General features: G+C 37.6%; 17 protein-coding genes. 5 read left to right on the top strand and 12 right to left on the bottom strand.

All coding sequences use genetic code 11. From position 1 onward, the window contains the following. From IIC38_14885 to IIC38_14900, 4 genes are all read right to left on the bottom strand, one after another. Positions 1–988, bottom strand: a 988-nt coding sequence (locus IIC38_14885; protein MCH8127219.1) for a histidine kinase, incomplete at its 3' end; no start/stop codon positions are given. Between the two features lie 161 nt (positions 989–1,149). Beyond that, positions 1,150–2,457, bottom strand: coding sequence for a PP2C family protein-serine/threonine phosphatase (locus IIC38_14890; protein MCH8127220.1), 1,308 nt, complete (start codon positions 2,455–2,457; stop codon positions 1,150–1,152). Next, positions 2,454–3,572: a hypothetical protein gene (locus IIC38_14895; GenBank protein ID MCH8127221.1), complete on the bottom strand. Its 1,119-nt coding sequence runs from the start codon at positions 3,570–3,572 to the stop codon at positions 2,454–2,456. Before IIC38_14895 ends, IIC38_14890 begins: the two co-directional genes overlap by 4 nt. Positions 3,573–3,904: 332 nt before the next feature. Further along, positions 3,905–4,810 carry a TraB/GumN family protein gene (locus IIC38_14900; GenBank protein ID MCH8127222.1) on the bottom strand — a complete coding sequence of 302 codons (906 nt, stop codon included), beginning with the start codon at positions 4,808–4,810 and terminating at the stop codon, positions 3,905–3,907. Positions 4,811–5,103: 293 nt separating this feature from the next. On the opposite strand from IIC38_14900, the gene IIC38_14905 reads away from it, so the two are divergent. The 3 genes from IIC38_14905 to IIC38_14915 all read left to right on the top strand — a co-directional run bounded on the left by IIC38_14905 (position 5,104) and on the right by IIC38_14915 (position 6,007). Further along, positions 5,104–5,322: a ParD-like family protein gene (locus tag IIC38_14905; protein MCH8127223.1), complete on the top strand. Its 219-nt coding sequence runs from the start codon at positions 5,104–5,106 to the stop codon at positions 5,320–5,322. Positions 5,323–5,332: 10 nt separating this feature from the next. After that, positions 5,333–5,611 (top strand): type II toxin-antitoxin system RelE/ParE family toxin, encoded by a 279-nt coding sequence (locus tag IIC38_14910; GenBank protein ID MCH8127224.1) that lies wholly within the window; start codon positions 5,333–5,335, stop codon positions 5,609–5,611. A gap of 168 nt (positions 5,612–5,779) precedes the next feature. After that, positions 5,780–6,007 (top strand): addiction module protein, encoded by a 228-nt coding sequence (locus tag IIC38_14915; protein MCH8127225.1) that lies wholly within the window; start codon positions 5,780–5,782, stop codon positions 6,005–6,007. 287 nt (positions 6,008–6,294) lie between these two features. Here the strand turns inward: IIC38_14915 and IIC38_14920 are convergent, their stop codons facing one another. The 7 genes from IIC38_14920 to IIC38_14950 form a co-directional block, all read right to left on the bottom strand. After that, entirely contained in the window at positions 6,295–6,774 is a 480-nt protein-coding gene (locus IIC38_14920) for a 23S rRNA (pseudouridine(1915)-N(3))-methyltransferase RlmH (protein ID MCH8127226.1), read from the bottom strand. A gap of 64 nt (positions 6,775–6,838) precedes the next feature. Then, entirely contained in the window at positions 6,839–8,089 is a 1,251-nt protein-coding gene (locus IIC38_14925) for a ribonuclease H-like domain-containing protein (GenBank protein MCH8127227.1), read from the bottom strand. Positions 8,090–8,092: 3 nt separating this feature from the next. Then, complete coding sequence (locus tag IIC38_14930; protein ID MCH8127228.1) at positions 8,093–10,414, bottom strand: DEAD/DEAH box helicase; 2,322 nt, start codon at positions 10,412–10,414, stop codon at positions 8,093–8,095. A 218-nt stretch (positions 10,415–10,632) separates the two neighbouring features. After that, the gene (locus IIC38_14935) at positions 10,633–11,394 is read right to left on the bottom strand and encodes a Fic family protein (protein ID MCH8127229.1); all 762 of its coding nucleotides are present in this window, start codon (positions 11,392–11,394) and stop codon (positions 10,633–10,635) included. 14 nt (positions 11,395–11,408) lie between these two features. After that, positions 11,409–13,631 (bottom strand): phosphoribosylformylglycinamidine synthase subunit PurL, encoded by a 2,223-nt coding sequence (gene purL, locus IIC38_14940; protein ID MCH8127230.1) that lies wholly within the window; start codon positions 13,629–13,631, stop codon positions 11,409–11,411. A gap of 725 nt (positions 13,632–14,356) precedes the next feature. After that, the gene (locus IIC38_14945) at positions 14,357–15,088 is read right to left on the bottom strand and encodes an FkbM family methyltransferase (GenBank protein MCH8127231.1); all 732 of its coding nucleotides are present in this window, start codon (positions 15,086–15,088) and stop codon (positions 14,357–14,359) included. 88 nt (positions 15,089–15,176) lie between these two features. Next, on the bottom strand, positions 15,177–16,082 hold the full coding sequence (locus tag IIC38_14950) for a sulfotransferase (protein ID MCH8127232.1): 906 nt from the start codon (positions 16,080–16,082) through the stop codon (positions 15,177–15,179). Positions 16,083–16,228: 146 nt separating this feature from the next. On the opposite strand from IIC38_14950, the gene IIC38_14955 reads away from it, so the two are divergent. Both IIC38_14955 and IIC38_14960 read left to right on the top strand, forming a co-directional pair. Beyond that, positions 16,229–17,653: a polysaccharide deacetylase family protein gene (locus IIC38_14955; protein ID MCH8127233.1), complete on the top strand. Its 1,425-nt coding sequence runs from the start codon at positions 16,229–16,231 to the stop codon at positions 17,651–17,653. A 234-nt stretch (positions 17,654–17,887) separates the two neighbouring features. Further along, a complete protein-coding gene (locus IIC38_14960; protein ID MCH8127234.1) occupies positions 17,888–18,631 on the top strand; it encodes a hypothetical protein in 744 nt (247 codons plus the stop codon). Between the two features lie 225 nt (positions 18,632–18,856). On the opposite strand, the gene IIC38_14965 is transcribed toward IIC38_14960, so the two are convergent. Then, positions 18,857–19,567, bottom strand: a 711-nt coding sequence (locus tag IIC38_14965) for a class I SAM-dependent methyltransferase (protein MCH8127235.1), incomplete at its 5' end; no start/stop codon positions are given.

Genomic DNA, 19,567 nt, shown 5'->3' on the forward strand with positions numbered 1-19,567 from the left:
GTCCGTCGATTGGCAATTTAGCCAAAATATCCTCATGAATTCCACTGCCATTATCAGAAATTGTGATTCGAATTTTTCCATCAAATTCACTAATTTCAATACTTATCTGGAAGGGTTGGTTTTTGTTTTGCCAGCCATGGCGAATCGAATTCTCAATGATCGGTTGCATAAATAATACCGGCACATTTTGAGTAACGCCGTTTACATTCTCTTGCCATTTCACTTGCAGCATTTCTCCAAACCTGGCCTGAAGCAGGTTCAGGTATTCCCGGGTAAATTGCAGCTCTCGTTGTAATTCGATTAAATTTTGCGATGCTCCCTGGAAAAAATAACGCAAAATATTACTCAGTTGAATAACCAACTGTTCCGATTTAACCGGATCTTTTCGGATAAAAGAAGCAATGGTATTAAGTGAATTAAACAGGAAATGAGGTTCAATTTGAGATCGCAAAGCTGTTAGTTCGGCGCTTTGAAGCGCTTGTTTTTGCTTGTTTTCTTGCCAGCGAATTTCTATGAAACTCCCCACCAGGCTGGCCATTCCGATAAGAAAAATCATGGCAAAAAAAGGTATTGAAACTGCCCGCAACTCCGGACTAAGCAATGAAGTTGGCCGGCCTGCCCCGAATGAAGATGTCACAAGATACACGAATCCCTTCAATATACTGTCGACGAACGCTTCGTTAATCGAATCAATAGGTAGTAGAACAAAAGTTTGAAATACAAACCCCAGGAGATAAGCTGAGCAGACTGCAGTTGCATATAAAAAGCTTCTAAGAATAAGTTGTTGAGAATACGGAAAAACGGAAAGTTTGGCAGCAATAATCTTGTGGACCATATAAAAAACTGAAAAAATTGAAATTGCATAAAAATAGCCAATTGCAACAGCTTTTGCTAGCAAATCGGTTCTGGCTAAAAAGACAAAGGATAGAAAGGCGCCACCCATTAATACAGAAAAAATAAGCAGTAATATTTTGTAGATTTTTTTCAAATTGTTTCCAGATCTATATTATTTCTTAAATCAGAAATCCGAAGCACAAATATCTAAACAATATCTAAATGATAATGCTTCAAATATCAAACAAATCCAAAATAGTTACCATATTTAAGACATTGAGATTTGGATATTAAAATTTGTTTATGATTTCGGATTTAGTGCTTCTGAAAACGAAGCGCCACGAACGTTATATCATCTTCCTGGGGTCTGTCATTTCTCCAATTTTCAGCTGAATTAAATAAATGGTTTATAATTTCCTGGGGTGATCGTTCGGCAACTTCCTCAAAGCATTGCTTAGCCCTGGTATAATCAAAAATTTCTTTTCTTGGATTGAATAACTCCGGGAAACCATCTGTCATGAGTAAAATAGTATCACCGGGGTAAAGTTCAATTTTTTGATCTTTGAAAGGGAAATGATCATGCGCTCCCAACGGCATACTTTTCAGGAAAATCTCTTCAACTTTCTTCTCGCGAGTGCGATAAACCAATGTTGGCGGCATCCCGGCTGAGGTGATTTGCAGTTGATTTCCGACGAATTTCGCTAAAGTTAAGGACATGTATAAATTGCCCAAATTCATTTGTCGAATCGTTTGATTGATGCGTTGGAGTATTTCCAAAATTTCAAAATCTGTTGTCAGGACAGTAAACATACTTTTGGCGGCTGTGACCATCGTTCCGGCTTTAGCGCCATGGCCTGTCGCATCGCCGATAGCTATCGTGAGTGTATTATCCCCGGCTAAATGAAAGTCATAGTAATCCCCTCCAACTTCGGTAGCGGGCTTCATGAACACAGCTATTTCAAGATTTGGTAATTTCGGAATCGTTTTAGGCAGCATGGAAAGTTGTAAATCCCGGGCTTCTTCAAGCTCTTTGGTTTTCCTGACATTTTCAGCTTCCAGCATATCCCGTTCATGCTGTGCTTTTACCGTCAGCAATTCAGCTTGTTCGATCGCTCGCTTCTTCTTATTATCTTGCCAGCGGACCTCCACAAAACTACCGACGATGCTAACCAATCCGATTAAGAAAATCATGGCAAAGAACGTAATCGAAATGGTTTGGAATTCGGAACTAAACATTTCTTCGGATGTTTCTCCTTTGAATAAAGAAGAAATCATATAAACAAATCCCTTCCAGGCATTATCAATGACAGCATTTTGAACATCTTGAAAGGGCAAAAGAACGATGGTTTGAAAAACGAAACCTGCTAGATAAGCAAAAGATATAGCTATGGTGTATAGCAAACTTCTTACAATCAACTGCTGTCCCGCTGGTAAGACCGTTAATTTTGAGGCCATCAATTTATGGACGAGTAAAAAGACAATGGTTGCAGTGACTGCATAAAAATAACCGATTGAGAGTGCTTTGTAGATAGACTCCGTTTTTGGAAAAAATAAAATAGATAAAAAGAAGCCGCCAATAACGACGGCTCCTAAAGTAATAAGAATTTTTTGGTATCGACTCATGCAGTTTGTTGATTATTTGTTTGCTTTAATTTCCAAATATATAGTACAAAACTGCCAAAACCAAAACAGATAATAGCCAGGTTTATTAACCAACCGAAATAGGGCATTTTAGGTAAGAGATACGCAATTAGTAATCCCACAAACAATGATGCGATCAATAAATTTGAGCCATTATTCTTTTTTATTTGAGTAATCACAAAATCACCCAGGTAAAGCGCTGAAAACAGGGTGCTTAAATAGAGCATAATTAAATAGAATGCTAATAGAATTAACGCGATTGGAATAGTTAAAACCAATGCTGTTAATATTACAATTACGACAGGAATTCCAACTAAGAATAACAATCCCATTCCGAGACTCTTTATTTGCTCAGTTCCGGCATAGGTGACATAATCTCTGCAAAAATTTTTAAAAAAAGACGTAAAAACAACCCCAATCAAAAACATAGAAAAAAAGGACCAATAGAAAAATCCACGAGTAAAAAACAGGCGTTTTTTACGATTTTCGACTTCCAAATCAGCCGGTACATTTTCCGCGTCCTGATCTAAAGGTTTATTTAGTTTCAGGGATGTTCCTTCTTTAGCATCATATCCCGGTCCAAATGATATATGATCGGCTTCCAGTTCCACATAACCTGCAACGGTGCCATCCAAATGGATTCTGCCGCCGCCGCCTTTAATATAACCTCCGATTGAGCCGCCATATAAATTCAATTCACCTGTTCCGACAATCAGGTTGCCATGAATAACCGCACGACTCGAAATGGATACCTGCCCGCAAAAAGCAATTACATCCCCATGCACCTCGCCATCGATATGAATATAGCGGCCAAAGAAAATCACCCCACCACCAACTTTACCGAGAATAAATAAATCTCCTCCACCAACAACAACATCATCAGTAACAACACCTTCAATGGTGATTCTTTGCCCTCCTGCATAAAGATCACCATTTAAATAGCCCAAAATATCGATGTTACGTCCAAAGGCGAAAAGATCTGTATTTACAGTGTCGCCTATTGCTAGCCTTATGTTTTTGACGGCGCGGTAATCCGAAGCCTGTAACAATGGTACCGAAAGCCCAAAAATCATCAATCCAAAAATTAGCTTTTTCATACGCACTTCCTTTCCTGGTTTCGTTTCCATATACAAATATACGCTGCTGTTACAAATGGATAGGCTAAACCTGACCAATGGTTGAATTCGGAGGTTCAGCGGTAATAGCGTTATCTAAATGGTCTGGTGAAGGAATATAAAAAGTGTCTCATCAAGTATTGATTTCATAGTGCCAACAAATTAGGCGTGATCGTTTTATGCAACAAAGGCGGAATCGGAAGTGTTTACCCCGGCGGAAGGATTTATAATTTGATTCATGATTATGCTGAAAAATTATTGTAATTTTGGATTGCATCAACCGTGTTGATGCGTTTTTGAAATAAGCCCAGAAGCTATAATTGGTCGACTTGGTAACCCTTATCCTGCAATAAATTTACCAATCCCTCTTTTCCAACGAGATGTCCTGCCCCCACGATTATCATGGTTTTTTCTTTAGCCTGTAAATATTCTATGATTTGTGGCAGCCAATTCTTATTGCGCTTGTTGATAAATCGTTCCTGGATTTCCGGAAACTCTCCTAGACTTTTCAGTACGGTTGCTTCCATACCTTTTACATCGCCTTTTTTCCACGACTCAACAAGCTGGTCGATTTCTGTTTCGATGACATCAAGTTCATTTAAGGTTTGTAAGACAATTAATTCTTGAAAGTCATCAGACAATTCATCAAACAAGTTGATTTGGTATTCCAGTGTTTCAAAAGCCAGAATCTGCTTTTCAGTTTCCTTCGCTTTATTAAAAAAATATTTATCGATACCATGATTCGGATTGTAGCCCAAGCTTTGTAATTTCACTGCAATGAGTGATAGGCTGAAGAACCATGGTTTAAAGCCATTAAGCGTTGCAATCGGCAATCCAATCTCGTTTGCTTTCTCACCAGCCAGGGTGTAAGTCTCCGCTTTCAGCGATTTTTCCAATGTCATATCGTTACCATAAGAGGCTTTCTGCATGATAAAGCTTTGACTTTTGGGAGTACTGGCGCTATCCAGGTTCATCTCAAAAACCAATATCCGGACATCCTCAAAAGCATTTTCAATGGCTTGCGGTAACGGGTAGTTTTCTGCTTTTAAATAATGGATCGATCCCAACAAATAGATCACATTGGTTTCTGATTGCACCTTCCACAGACAACTTTTTTCTGATATGCCTGGTGCCTCCTGGGCAATGACAAAGGAAGATGTTAGGAATAGAAAATAAAGTAAAACACATCGGATTATTTTTATTGAATTTCTAATTGTCATTTTATACTCGCTTAAAAAGTTTTAAGTTGTTATCGGCTATTTTTGTTGGTTAATTAAAGCTTTTTATTATTCCATTTCAAAAATAATATGACTTAATTCTGAATAGAAAACAACTGGAAATCCATAATCTATAAAAAAAACCCTGCTAAATCTTAGCCACATGGGGTTTACCGTACCAATTTTGATTTCAAGTATTTTTCACAAATTTGTAACGGAATCCCTATTTTATAATATGTTGCAATTTGCAACATATTGGGTTACTTTACAACATAAATACAATAATGAGGTATAAGATGAGCATTGCAGTTAGAATATCTGATAAATTAATAAAAGCTGCTAAAATCCAGTCTAAGGTTGAAAATCGTTCCTTAACAGGTCAAATTGAATTTTGGGCAAAAATCGGTAAAATATCTGAGGAAAATCCTGATTTACCTTACAGCTTTATTAAAGAAATTTTAATCGGTTTAGAACAATTGGATAGTGGCATTGGGGAAGAATACAGGTTTGGATAAATCCAAAACATTGCAAGTGTTTCAATCACCACTTTTTACTAAAAAGGTAAAAAAGTTTTCCAAAAAACAAAAAAATGAGCTGGATAAACAAATTAAAAATCTGTTAGTGAATCCTCTTTTTGGTGAAGAGAAAAAAGGCGATTTAAAAGGGATATTTGTATATAAATTCAAGATATCAAATGCACAATACTTGTTTTCATATCGATTAAAGGAAAATAACATAGAACTTATTACAATCGGTCCTCATGAAAATTATTATAGAGATTTGAAGACTTATCTAAAATCATAATAAACTATTATGCTGAAGGAATTAAAATCTAATTGTAAATTTATAAAATCCTAATTAAGCTTGGGAAAGGGGTCGAAAGATCCCAAACCTATCACATTCTAATTAAATCTTGAGTTTAAATTTTGTGATTTTGTTGGAAACCTTAACTGTTAATTATAGGGTACTGATATGAGGCCAAATCAAATCATTAAAGAAATAGATAAGTTGGATTTGTCTGAAAAACTGATACTTGTTGAAGATATTTGGGATTCAATTGCTCGCAGCAATTCAGAATTACCCTTACCTGAATGGCAAAAAGTTGAACTGGGCAAAAGATATAAAGAATACAAAAATGGGAAGCTAACTCTTCATAAATATAAAGAAGTTCATGAAGAACTAAGGGAAAAATATAAGTGAGGCTTCGTTATACTGAACGTGCTAAAAATAGACGTAGAGTTGACATTCACATGGTACGAAAAGCAGAGGCGAGGACTTGGATCTGAATTCTTAGACTGCATTGAGATAGCGATAAAAGGCATACTTACCTTTCCTGAAATGTACCACCTATGTTATTCGAATTTCCACAGATGTGTGATTCGGAGATTCCTTTTTTCATATTCTATTCAATTGAAGATAAAGACGTAATAATACATTCTGTGTTTGATAATAGACAAGACCGCAAGAAGTTACCCTAAGTTTAATAATCACTTATGATATTTCTGCCCCGCTAAAATTGTGAATGACCGGTACAATTGTTCCAGGAAAATCAGCCGCATCATGTCATGGGTAAAAGTGAGTTTTGAGAAAGACCAAACTTCATTAGATTTTGCCAGCAGTTCTTTTGAAAGCCCTAACTCACCCCCTATTAAAAAACTAACCCGGTTGCGATTCTGGTTCATGAAGGCTTGCAACGCATTTGCAAAGCCTAAAGAATCGAACACTTTTCCTTCTTTATTCAACGAGATGAGGTATTCTGCTGAATCGATCTGCCGATGAAAAAGTTCATATTCGTGACGGAGAATCTCATTTTGCGACAAATTTGATGATAATCGCTTTTGCGGCAGTTCGACAATTTCCGCATTTGCATAATGCTTCAAACGTTTAAGATAATCCTGAATTCCTTCTTGCAAGTAGGAATGCTTGATTTTTCCGATTACAAGAAGTTTGATTTTTAGAGGAAGCATTCGAATTACCACAGAGGCACGGAGGCACAGAGATCAAAAATATTGAATAACAAAACAATCAATTTCAATCTTGTTCTCTCCCAATCCGCTTATCTAATCTTTGCAATCGGTGCAAAAATTTATCTTTGTACTCTTTGACAAAACCATTGGGCCTGAATTTATCTATAACCTCAATACTCAGCAGGGCTCTCCGGGTAAGCTCCCGAGCTTGAGGAAAATCACTTGCCTGGTGCTCGTAAGCTTTGGCTAATTCTTCGAATGCTGCCAAACAAAGACCATCTTGCTTTATTGCTTCATACCAATAGCTCATAGCTTCTTCGAACCGATTACATTTCTTGTGAATTGCCGCAATACGCAACAACGTTTCGGTTCTCATTTTTTTAGGTAACTCTAAATCAGCCAGCCTGGTGTAAAAAGCAAGGCCCTCATCGTATGCCTGCAGTTCATCAAAGGCCTTACACATTGTAAGCCAATCCACTTGTTCTTCTGTTATCTCCCTATTGCCACAATAGAGCTGAACCATCTCATCCAATAAGCCGACAAGGGTCAGGATATCCAATTTATTGTGTAGGAATACCTGGTTAAGATTTGCCGGATCGTTATTTCGTAAATATTGAAAATACATTTCGGGAATCAGGTAACCGGGTATATCATCCACCCGATGAACCTTCAGGATATTCGCTTCCACATTTGTAAGAGAGCAGTCAATTAAAGAACGCTTCCATATTCTTCGAGCTGCATGTAGAATATCAATGTGCTTGAATCGGTTTACCGGCTTTGCAAACCTGTTAAAAATCATTCTATTGAAGATCAATGGTAAATCGTACGACTTACCATTAAAGCTGACTACAGCGCCGCAACCTTCAATCGCCCGGTTAAGCTGATTTTGAAAAGCAAAAAGTATCGAAGCTTCTTCTGAAAAATCCCGCATGAAGAATTGATCGATGATAAAAGTGTTGTCTTGAAAATATCCTGTCCCAAGCAAAAATGCGACTGTCCCAACTCCTCCTGATAGTCCCGTTGTCTCCGTATCTACAAAAAGAAGATTTTTCAGGTTAATGTTCTCATAGCCATGCGCCTTGGCTATAAATTTTAATGGAGCAGGTTCATGCGACAAAAGATCACCCATTCGATAGTTACCGTGATGAAATGAAAAATCAAAACGATATTGAATCCGCCAACATGAACCAAATTTAGTATAAATTTCTTCGCCGTTTAGTTGGGTGTCTATTGTTGGGTGAGTTATTGTAGGTGGTTCTATTGTCGCTGAAGTCGAATATCGATCCAGGCTGGCTAGTTTTTCTTTTAGGTTCATTCGTTATCTCTGTACCTCTGTGCCTCTGTGGTAAATCCCAACACCCAATTCCAAAATTGCCATCGTACTTTTCTTGCCAAGATCACCGACTTCAAGGACAGGTCCGACACATGAGGGACAACCATTCTCACATGAACAACTTTGAATCAGCTCTTTGGCTGAAAGCAGCAACCGGTCATGAATTTCAAACAACTTTTCACTTAAACCGATACCGCCGGGATAGCCATCATATATAAAAAGCGTAGCCTGTTGGTGAAAAGGAGATTTCAGCATTGCTACCGAGTGTATATCTTTGGGATCGCACATAATAAACAGTGGAGCTACAGATTTCATAACATTGCTTAACCCTTTCATGCCGTCGCCAAAGTTAAAACTATTCAGGTTTATCTCAGCCTCAATTTCATCATCGATTTGCCACATGTAAGATGCGGTATGCATTTCCAATTCAGGTAGATGTATCTTGCCAAACCCAACATTTTCGTGGGTGTTAAATTTGATTTTCTTGAACATGGTTGGCGTGGTATTAACCGTCACCTCGCCAAACAATTTATAACCACCCGGCGTTGGTTCTTTTTCGAAAATATCCAATACCTTTAAATCGGTTTTTTCCTGGGCGTCTGTGTAGTAATCGACATTCACCTCATGCACGTAAGCCTTTTTGCGATCCCAATCCAGTTTGTCCACATGATACTGCTGGCTTTGGTGGATATAGATAGCTTCGTCATGAAGAAGTAGCGGTGCAGTGTAGAGATCGATTTCACCGATTACTTTAGGATCCGGATTGGTGGTGTCCACAATGACAAAATTTTCCGACGAAGCGCTGCGCAGGCTCACTTCCTGAGCCGGGTAGATTTCGCTGGTCCAATAAAACCGGCCATTCTGACGGTGGAGCACATGCTTTTCTTCGAGATATTCCAGCATCTCAATGGTTGCATCGATGCCAAATTTTTCCGATTCTTCAAAGGGTAATTCAAATGCTGCGCATTTGACGTGATTCATCAATATCATCAAGTTATTGGGATTGACAATTCCACTCTCAGGCGGTTTGCCAAAAAAATATTCAGGATGATTGATGATGTACTGATCGATAGGAGCGCTTGAGGCGACCAAAATTGCTGCGGAAACATCCGCTCTTCGCCCTGCCCTTCCGGCCTGCTGCCAGGTACTGGCCACAGTTCCCGGATAACCAACCATGATACAGGCATCCAATTGACCGATGTCGATGCCAAGCTCCAATGCATTTGTGCTTACAACTCCTAAAATAGAGCCGTTTCTCAGGCCCTTCTCGATCTCCCTTCTCTCCAGGGGTAAATAGCCGCCGCGGTAACCTTTAATCTTGTCTGTGGGCTTGCGGGAACGGGGCATCATCTCTTTTAGGTATTTTGTAAGAATCTCAACACGAAGCCGGCTTCTTGCAAACAGAATCGATTGAATATTATGTTGCAGAAATCGTCGAGCGATCCTGGCGGCCTCCTTGACTACAGATCGTCTGATCCCTAATTCCTGGTTCACAACCGGCGGATTGTAAAAAATGAAATGCTTTTCACCCTGGGGAGCGCCGTTTGTATCAATTAATTGAAACGGCTCCTCGATAATTTTTTCTGCAAGCTCTTTGGGGTTTAAGATAGTTGCCGAGCAACAAATAAAAGTAGGGTTCGAATGATAAAATTTACAGATCCGTTTCAGCCGCCGAATCACATTGGACAGGTTGCTTCCGAAAACTCCCCGGTAATGATGAATCTCGTCAATGACCACAAATTTCAAATTCTCGAATAATTTTATCCAGCGTGTGTGATGCGGCAGGATGCCCTGATGCAGCATATCCGGATTGGTAACGACGATGTGGCCGCTAGTGCGGATCGCTCTCCTGGCATCGGCGGGTGTATCCCCATCGAAAGTGTAGGTCTTTATATCACTGCCCAAATCCGTAACGATTTTTTGCAGCTCAACCACTTGATCTTGCGACAACGCCTTTGTGGGAAACATATAAAGCGCCCGTGATTCTTTTTCTTCTAAAATAGTCTGAAGAACCGGCAAATTATAACACAGTGTTTTCCCTGATGCTGTCGGTGTTACAACGACAACATTTTTGCCTGCTCGAATGGAGCGGTAGGCTTGCTCCTGGTGTGTATAAAGTTGATCGATGCCTACTTGTCTTAATGTGGATATCAATTTCCCGTCAATATCATCCGGAAAGCCGGAAAATTGGGCTGGTTTGGCATCCAGTATTTTCCATTCTGTAACGTTGGCAGTGAACTGGTTATCGCTGCGAAGTTCACTGAGAACCGTTTTTAGTTTTTTCGAAGGAAATTCAGTTAAGTTCATAAATGATTAATATTGTAAATTTTATTATTCTCAATTAATTTTTAATTCTACTGAGTTTTCATTGCAAGGATACTAACGATTCATGTTCATTTAATTAGCACCCTTCGATACACCGACTGAAGTCGGTTACTCAGGATGCTCCTCTTGGTCAATAAAACTAAAACGAGCCTCCCGAGTAGTAATCATGGTTTTTTAATGATTGCGTATCGAGGGGTCATTCAAGTTAAGCTTTTAGGCAACATCGTCAAAAATGGCAGACATTCATCATAATTCAATTCGTGAAAATTAACCCCTAAGTTAATGTTCTGATAATATTCATTCAAATGCTCTTTGTAATATTTTTCCGAAATAAGTTTCCAAACATCCGGCGATATGCAGCCTGCTAAAAACCATTTTTCCAATAACCGGGCCACACGGCCATTGCCATCGGAAAATGGATGGATGTGAACAAATATTAAATGAACAATAGCAACAGAATAAAAAGCTTCTGCTATTTTAAAATCATTTGCCAAAAACTCATTGATTTGCTCAAAAAATCTTTTCATCTCATTGACTACCTTCTCCGGTTCGACGGCTAAATAAACCAGACCCTGTTCATTATAAACACCACTGGCTTCGTTTCTATATTTACCCTGCCTGGCCTTGTTCAAAAATCCTTTTGATAATATCTTATGAGCTGCCAATAAATGATCTTCAGTTAAGGTATTTGATTGTGCAAATTGATAAGCAGCAATCAAATCCTCTATTTCCTTTACTTCTTTACTCTTTGTGAATTTTTCCCTTGCTAATCTTTGGTTCATGAAAGTATTCAGATCAACCGTATTGCCCTCGATATTAGAAGAGAAAACAGCCGAAACGGCATTTTTAGTTCCCAAATCTCCATTTGCTTCACTGAAGTCATAATTTTCAAACCACTCTTGAATTTCAAATCCTACTTCTCGATTGAATGCATCAAAGAATTTTTTGTCAGTTAGATTCATTTCAGAGTGGCAACTTACAAACTCATTATTGCAGGGATCGCGTTATAATAAATTTCCATGATTTCATGAATGTATACTTCTATCAAATCATTGATTCTAAATTTATCTCCACCCGTTTCTCCAAGAAATTGAAGTGGAATCTCTCTTCGCAATGCTAAGGATTCCAACTTCTCCCGATTATTCTGGTTGCATGTCACAACTAGCCTGGATTGATCTTCGCCAAACAGGATAAAATCAGGTCTGCCATCCATTTCTAATTGAATAGATGCACCTAATGGATTGGTTCTATTTATGATACAGCATTCCGCCAATGCAACCGCAAGACCGCCTTCCGAAGTATCATGCGCCGATTGGATCATCCCGGATTGAATGACTTCCAAAAGAAATTGCTGCAACCTTTTCTCAAAATTCAAATCCAGGTTAGGCACATCCCCTTTTACTAAGTCGAAAAACGTTGACAAGTACTCCGATCCACCGATTTCACCGAAAGTTTTTCCCAGAATATAAATCGCATCTCCTTCTTCTTGAAAAGAGGATGGAGTGACATGGTCTATATCTTCCAATAATCCGATCATTCCAATGACCGGTGTTGGATAAATAGCGCCATCCGGACTTTCATTATAAAAACTGACATTCCCGCCGGTAACGGGCGTCTCAAAGACTCTACATGCTTCTCCCATACCAAGGACGGCTTCTTTGAATTGCCAAAAACTTTCCGGTTTATAAGGATTACCAAAATTAAGGCAATTGGTAACCGCCAACGGTTTTGCTCCCGTGCAAACCACATTACGGGCAGCTTCTGCAACGGCTATTTGTGCTCCCCTGCGTGGATTCAAATACACATAACGACCGTTGCAGTCGGTTGTCATCGCCAGAGCTTTATTGGTGGATTTAATCCGAATAACGGCGGCATCAGAGCCTGGTAATATCACGGAATTGGTTCTTACCATGGTATCATATTGTTCGTACACCCAGGACTTGCTTGCGATATTTGGATTGGCTAATAGTTTTTGAAGTACTACATTCAAATCTTTTGGTTGTTCCAACTGCTCAAAATCAAAATGATTAATACTATCCAGGTATTCCGGTCTTCTGGCTTCCCTTTCGTAAACCGGCGCTCCTGAACCTGCGGCCAAGGATTCCACCGGAATTTCCGCTACGGTTTCCCCTTCCCAATTTACCTTAAGTTTATTTCCTTCGGTTACCCGACCAAAAATGGCCCAGTTTAAATCCCATTTTTCACAGATATTAATAACTTCTTGCTCGCGTCCTTTTTTGCCAATGGCAAGCATTCTTTCCTGTGATTCGGACAAGAGGATTTCATAAGGGGTCATGCCATTTTCTCTCAGCGGCGTTTTATCCAGTTCTAACTCGATGCCGCATCCGCCTTTGTCAGCAGTTTCGGCGGCAGAACAGGTGATTCCGGCAGCGCCCATATCCTGGATGCCAACGATGCAATCCTTTTGGATCATCTCCAAAGTGGCTTCCATAATCAGCTTCTCCGTAAACGGATCACCGACCTGGACTTGTGGTCGCTTTCCTTCCGACTCTTCACTAATTTCTTCGGACGCAAACGTAGCGCCATGAATCCCATCCCTCCCGGTTCGTGAACCGAAAATAAAAACCGGGTTACCGACTCCCGTAGCGATTGCCCTGGCGATTCGATCGGTTTTAACAATTCCTACCGACATGGCATTCACCAGCGGGTTTTCAGAATAGGCTTCATCAAAATAAATTTCACCGGCAACTGTTGGAATGCCTAAACAATTGCCATAATCTCCGATCCCGCGAATAACACCATCGAACAGATATCGATTGCGGCTATTCTCCAATGTCCCAAATCTTAGTGAATTTAATGCCGCAATAGGCCTGGCGCCCATGGTAAATATATCGCGCATAATGCCGCCTACCCCGGTTGCGGCGCCTTGATAAGGTTCCACAGCCGAGGGATGATTGTGGCTCTCAATTTTAAATGCGACCGCCAAGCCACCGCCAATATCTATCAATCCGGCATTTTCTTCACCGGCCTTGGCAAGAATAGAAGGGCCCTCTTTGGGTAATGTTCTTAATAGCACTAAAGAATTCTTATAACTGCAATGCTCCGACCACATTACTGAATAAATTCCCAATTCCGTATAAGTTGGAGTCCGGCCCAGAATTTCGCAAATTTTCTCATATTCCTCTTTTAATAATCCATGTTGTAAAGCCAACTCAAGTGTTATTTTCGGTTCTTGCATTTTTATCGGTTAATTTTTCTTTATTACCAGCGAGGCTCAGAAATTGAAGAGAAAATTATAAAATTGAAGTCATTGTTTCTCAAATCGAAATAAACACCTTTGCTAACAAATCCTATATGATTGAACAGATAGTCAAATTTTGGTTCATCATAAAAATGAATACTTTTGAATATTCTTAGTAAATGACACGACTAATAAACCTTAATTTAAATTAACTAACTTGATCTATTCATATCGCAGCTCAAGGCTGCAAACAAATTAAAAATTATTGTATTGCAGATAAAAAGCCATGAAGGGATTTCTGCAGAGCTATAGCAAATTAATAAACGGCGTATTACATGGATTTGATAGAATCATCCTAATAAGGCCATATTAAACATTTTTATCATAATAACAACTTTTATTATTTTCTCAACGAAGAGAATGTTCAACTAAAAGATTATAAAGATTATGTTCTAAAAGTTACGGATAGTATAAAAACACATACCTTCTGTAGAATCTCCAGTCAGCCTACGGCTTCCTTCCGTTTCTGATGATCCTTGCTTCTCTGCTGTCATAATACTATCTCTAGCTAACATTTCAACGTCCTTTTCTCACCCTCTTAAAGCTATTAATTCTAGCTTAAATTAAAAGCAACTTTTTGTCTCATTAATATAGGCAGAGAGGGGGGCCTAAATAATTTTATGAATTATTCAGGTTAATCAATTGACCATAAAAACATTAAGCTAAGAATTATTCATAAAGAAAACATCAGCCTGTAAAAAAGTGCCATCCTTTATACTCTGAGATACGTTTTCTATCCCTATTATTTTAAACCCTCTTTCTTTTAAAAAATCAACGATTTCATTAATTAATGGTTGCCCGTTATATAACTCATTGAAACTTACTTCGGTATATATGATTTGTACATTTTTTAATAACTCCTCTGCCCCCTCTAAAACTTTTTTTTCGTATCCCTGTACATCTATTTTCAAAATGATGTTAAGTATTAATTCTTCAGCTTTAATTATATTATCAAGTTTATCAACAGTTATGTTAATTTTAGAATAGTTTTTAGTATATGGGTGGGCATCTATATGTAAAGTTGATATTTCTAAAAATGAAGATGAACCCACATGATTGTTTTGATAGAACTCTGTTTTTCCTGTAGTATTACCTAAGGCAATGTTAAAAGCCTTAAAGTTTTTATCTGCTTTAAATTTTTTGTTTAATATTTTATAGGAGCTCGGAATAGGCTCAAATGAATATATCATTGCTTCTGGAAACAATGTTCTAGCTTTAGTTGCAAATTGTCCGTGTGAAGCTCCAACATCAAGAACCGTATTAATGTTTTGATTCAATAACCAGTCATATTTTACCTTTTCCAATTTTCCTTCGAATTTATTAAATGGTACTATGGTAAGATTTCTTTTATTAAGAAATTTTATAAGAAGTGCTTTTAACGTTGATTTAATCATTTTAAATTAAACTTAAGAACTTAACCTTCAAGTAATGTGGTTAATTTAAAAAATAAAATGGTACATATTTACGCATTCTTTAGATTTGTTATAACTCATATCCATATTTTTCAGCTAAAGTTGCGATATTCTTAAGCTGTTGTTTATTATTTTGTGTCCAATTCTTATATTCAGAAAAGCGACCTTTCCGTTGCCTATTCACTGGTGTTTGGATAAGTTTTTGAAGTTTTTTTCGTTGAAATCCATCCAGATATAAGAACTTAAATATTTTCTCTGTAACCTGGGGATCAGTAAAAAGTTCTTCCGCTTTTACAAATAGCAAATAATCTCCTGCCAATGTTTCTCTAAAATCCTCAATAAATTGATTGGTTTCGTTCCACAGCCAGCCGATCTTTTCAATTGAAGAGAATTCTTGCCAGCGTTCTTTTATCTCGTCTGAAATCGGAACGATACGGCCGATATCGTGATCGTGTTTTCCCGTGTACCAATTTCTTCTAATTCCACTCCGCACAAAATCACCTGGATGCCTGACTAAATGGATGAAAGTTGTATTGGGAAAAACGTCCTTAATAATTGGAGCAAAAAAAGTAATTTGATTGTTTGTTTCGATAAAAACTCTTTTTTGCCTCGCTGCTTTAAGTAAGTACTCCTCCCTTGCACTTTTAATAACTTCTTTAAATAGGTCGGGATTTTTATCAATCTGTTCATAAGCAAGTTTGGAGGTTCGATACAACTCAGGTTTTGGTTTATGCTCCGGGTAAGCGTTTGGGGATGTTTGAAGTATCTTATTCAGCAAGAAAGTTCCACACCGGCCAGTAGATAACACAAAGCAAGTTCTTACATTTTCCCAATTTGTTCTCTCGCAGTCAGCGATAAAAACCTGGTTCTCCGTTGATAATCTATCTGCTGCTCCTCTTAATTTATTTGCCAATCTCTCCGCTTGTTCAGCGCCTCTGATCAAGTAGCTTTCAAACTTAAATTTTAAATATTTCATTAATACATATATTCTATTAATTTTCTCTTGCAGAATTCACGATGGAAATGTGCTTAAATATTGTTATTATAACAAATATTATAACAAAAGCTAATTTGCTTTTCATATAAATTAAGCTGATTTTATTAATTGTACAGAATCCATTTATGAATCCAAAATTTAAATATATATTAGGATATTTCAAAACAATTTATGATGTGCCGGATAACATTTCTATTGGTTATGGCACTACCGACCAAAAAATAAATATCCATAAAAGCAATACTAATTATTTTGATTCTTTACAACCGTATTCAATTGAAAACGTAAAATGGCGAAAATGGCATAACACGACAATTCCCTTTTTATTTGATCCTTCCGACGAAAAAGAAATTTTGGAAATCCGAGAAGAGCAAGCATTTGTTCGTTATGATATTTTGGCTTCGGCATTTTTTTTTCTGAGTGGTTGGCAGGAATTTGTTTTTATGAAACAAAAAAAAGCCTGGCGATATCCTTTTGTAGAGAGTATTCAAAATAAGCTGAATATTACTCACCTTCCCATAGTAAATTATTATTTTGATATATTAAAAACTGCCATTGAGAAAACTTACAATATCCAACTTCAAATTACTAACTGGGAAAATAATGAATTCGGCATATGCCTGACTCACGACATCGATCAATGTGAAACAGGCTGGCAAGAGGATGCATTTGCTCAATTTAAGAAACTTCATTTATTATCTATTCTGAAAATATTTTATCAAAGAATTTTCAAACAGGATACCTGGTTTAATTTTAATGAGATTTTAAATATCGAGAAAAAATTCTCTGCACATTCTTCATTCTATTTTTTGAGCAAAAATGGCAAGATTTATTTAGATATCAATAAACTGAATGCTGAAAGAAATGAAAACGATAAAAAATATAAATCGTACAAGAAGCATTCTTTTTTTGCCAGGTATTTCGGCTATCCGGAAGTCTATGAAAATGCTGACTATGCGATCCAACAAAACAAATTTCGGAAAGTCTTTCAGGAAATCCAGGATAGGGGTTCAGAAATCGGAGTTCATGGCAGTATCACCTCGCACTTAAGCGAAGATATGATTCGACAAGAGATCGATGATCTTTCGACGCATATTTACGGTATTCGCTTCCATTATCTCTTTTTCGATCGATCCAGAACATTCGACATCTTAGAAAAATCAGGACTTAAATATGATACAACAATGGGTTTTTCTGAAGAAGTCGGCTTCCGATATGGAATTGCATTCCCTTTTGTTCCATACAATATTTCAGACAATAAACCGTATTCATTTATGGAAATCCCCTTGATTATCATGGAGATGACCTATCGTGTTTATAAAAACACTCCTGTTGATCAAATATTGCCGGATATCATAAGTCTTATGGATGAAGTCCAAAAATTCAATGGATGTCTAACTATTCTGTGGCATAATTCCTATTTTTCTCCCTATAAATATGCTGGATGGCGAGAGATATATGAATCTATTCTAAGAGAAGGAAGAAACAGAAAAGCCGGATTGTTTAGCGGCCTGCAGGTAGGTAATCAATGGAGCAATATTCTAACGTAAATTCAATATGTAGTAATTGGTAATATGAATGACCAGTTGAAAAATGTTAAAAAAAAACCTGCACAAAAGGAGTTGCACTCCCGAATTAACAAAATACCAGGGACTATTAGTCAAAACAACCTTCTTATCTAATCCAATATGGAATAATTATCTGATCACAATCTTTTTGATGGCACAAACAAATTTAAACATTAATTTAATAATATGAATCCTTACATCATTTCAGGAATTATCTTGATTGCAATCGGTACTTTTTTGGCTATCTTTGGCAGTATAAATCAGGGCAAAAAAACAGCTTCAGAAAATTTTCTAACCTACCAGGAACAATATGATTCACTGGCTCAGAAAATTGATTCGGTTCAACAAAAGCGTGCGGATCACATATCGAAAAAGCAAATTAAGAAAATTCAAGAGGAATTTAAAGATTGGATTAGCAAAGGCGCTCTTGAAGAAGATAATAAAAGACACGAATTACAGAGTAGAATTGTTGAGACAGAACTAAAGAAAATCGAATTGACCCATGAATGGAAACATATTTATGAATACTTTTACCGGGCTTTGGAAGTAACATTAGATGGCTACAACTACGAAGACATTTCAGTCATTACTTATGAAATACCCGCATTACCCGAAAATCTCTTCTCAATTGATGGGAGCAATTACACTGCCAAAGTTACATTTCCAACCGGGAAGGTTTGGCATATCAGGCATAATATTTCAGATAGTGCTCCATCTTCATTACCAAAAATCATTTTCCAATTTGGAAATCAGGGTGAAAGCCCGCTTCGCTTAAAATTATGGATTACCATAATTCCGAATATCGATCAAAATAGGATGAAAATCAAAAAAGCCGGTCCTATGATTTCAATTCTGGAAAATATTCCGGAACAATTTTCATTAAGAAATTATAGATATGAATCCGTTTTTCGCGAATTAATCAGAACATTGATTGAGTACGAATTGGTGCGGACACAGTAATCTTCCCTCATATTCCTTCTCATTGATTGCGTAACTTAGCAGGTTAGTCTTGAGCAACTAACTTTTGAGATAGGAAGCTCCAAAATACAAATCTCAAATAACAAATAAATCAAAATACTCAAATACCAATGTCCAAATATTTTAATTAAGTTCGATTTTTGTAATTTGAAGAATTGCTTATTTGAATTTATTTGTTATTTGATGCTTGGAAATTGAGATTTCATTTTACTTCTGCACATAAATATAGCTACGAACCCCTTCTTTGATATAGCGCTTGAACAGCTGTTCCAGACCGGTTTTCCGGGCCAACCAGTAAATCGCCAGAGTGGATTTCTCAAAAAAAACAAAATTCAAACGATCAAAACCTTCACTTTTAAAAAGGTGTCGATTTAGGAATCGATACACTACATACTTTAAAGCCGGTAACTTTGCGGCATACTTAATTTGCCACTCCAGTGTGCCGGACTCCATGATTCTTAAATCTTCCTGCAAAGCCATTTCCATCAATTCTTCGGGGCGATAAGCAGTATGGTAATAGGTATCACCTTCAACAAATGATTTTAAACCGGCAAGAGGAACCCAGGTTGGTTTTTGATTACGGTAATTTGGTGTGGTAATTAATGCTTTGCCACCAGGCTTCAATAGATTTGCTATTCCTGCAAATACTTTTTGAGGCTCGAGAAGATGTTCCAAAACCTCCGAGCACAATATTAAATCAAATTGGTTTGGCCGAAGAAAATTTAAAACTTGCGCATCTCCAACAAGAAAATCATAGCGATTCGATTTAACCAGGCTCTTGCTTCTCTCCCTTGCTTTCCGAAGTATTGAAAATGATAAATCGATGCCAACAACCCGATCCCCTTTCATGAAATCAAAGTAAGTGCCGGCATTACAACCGATATCCAGGAAACTCCCTTTTGCATCTTCCAAATAGAG

Source organism: candidate division KSB1 bacterium (assembly GCA_022566355.1).
In the GTDB taxonomy this organism is placed as follows: Bacteria; Zhuqueibacterota; JdFR-76; order JdFR-76; family DREG01; genus JADFJB01.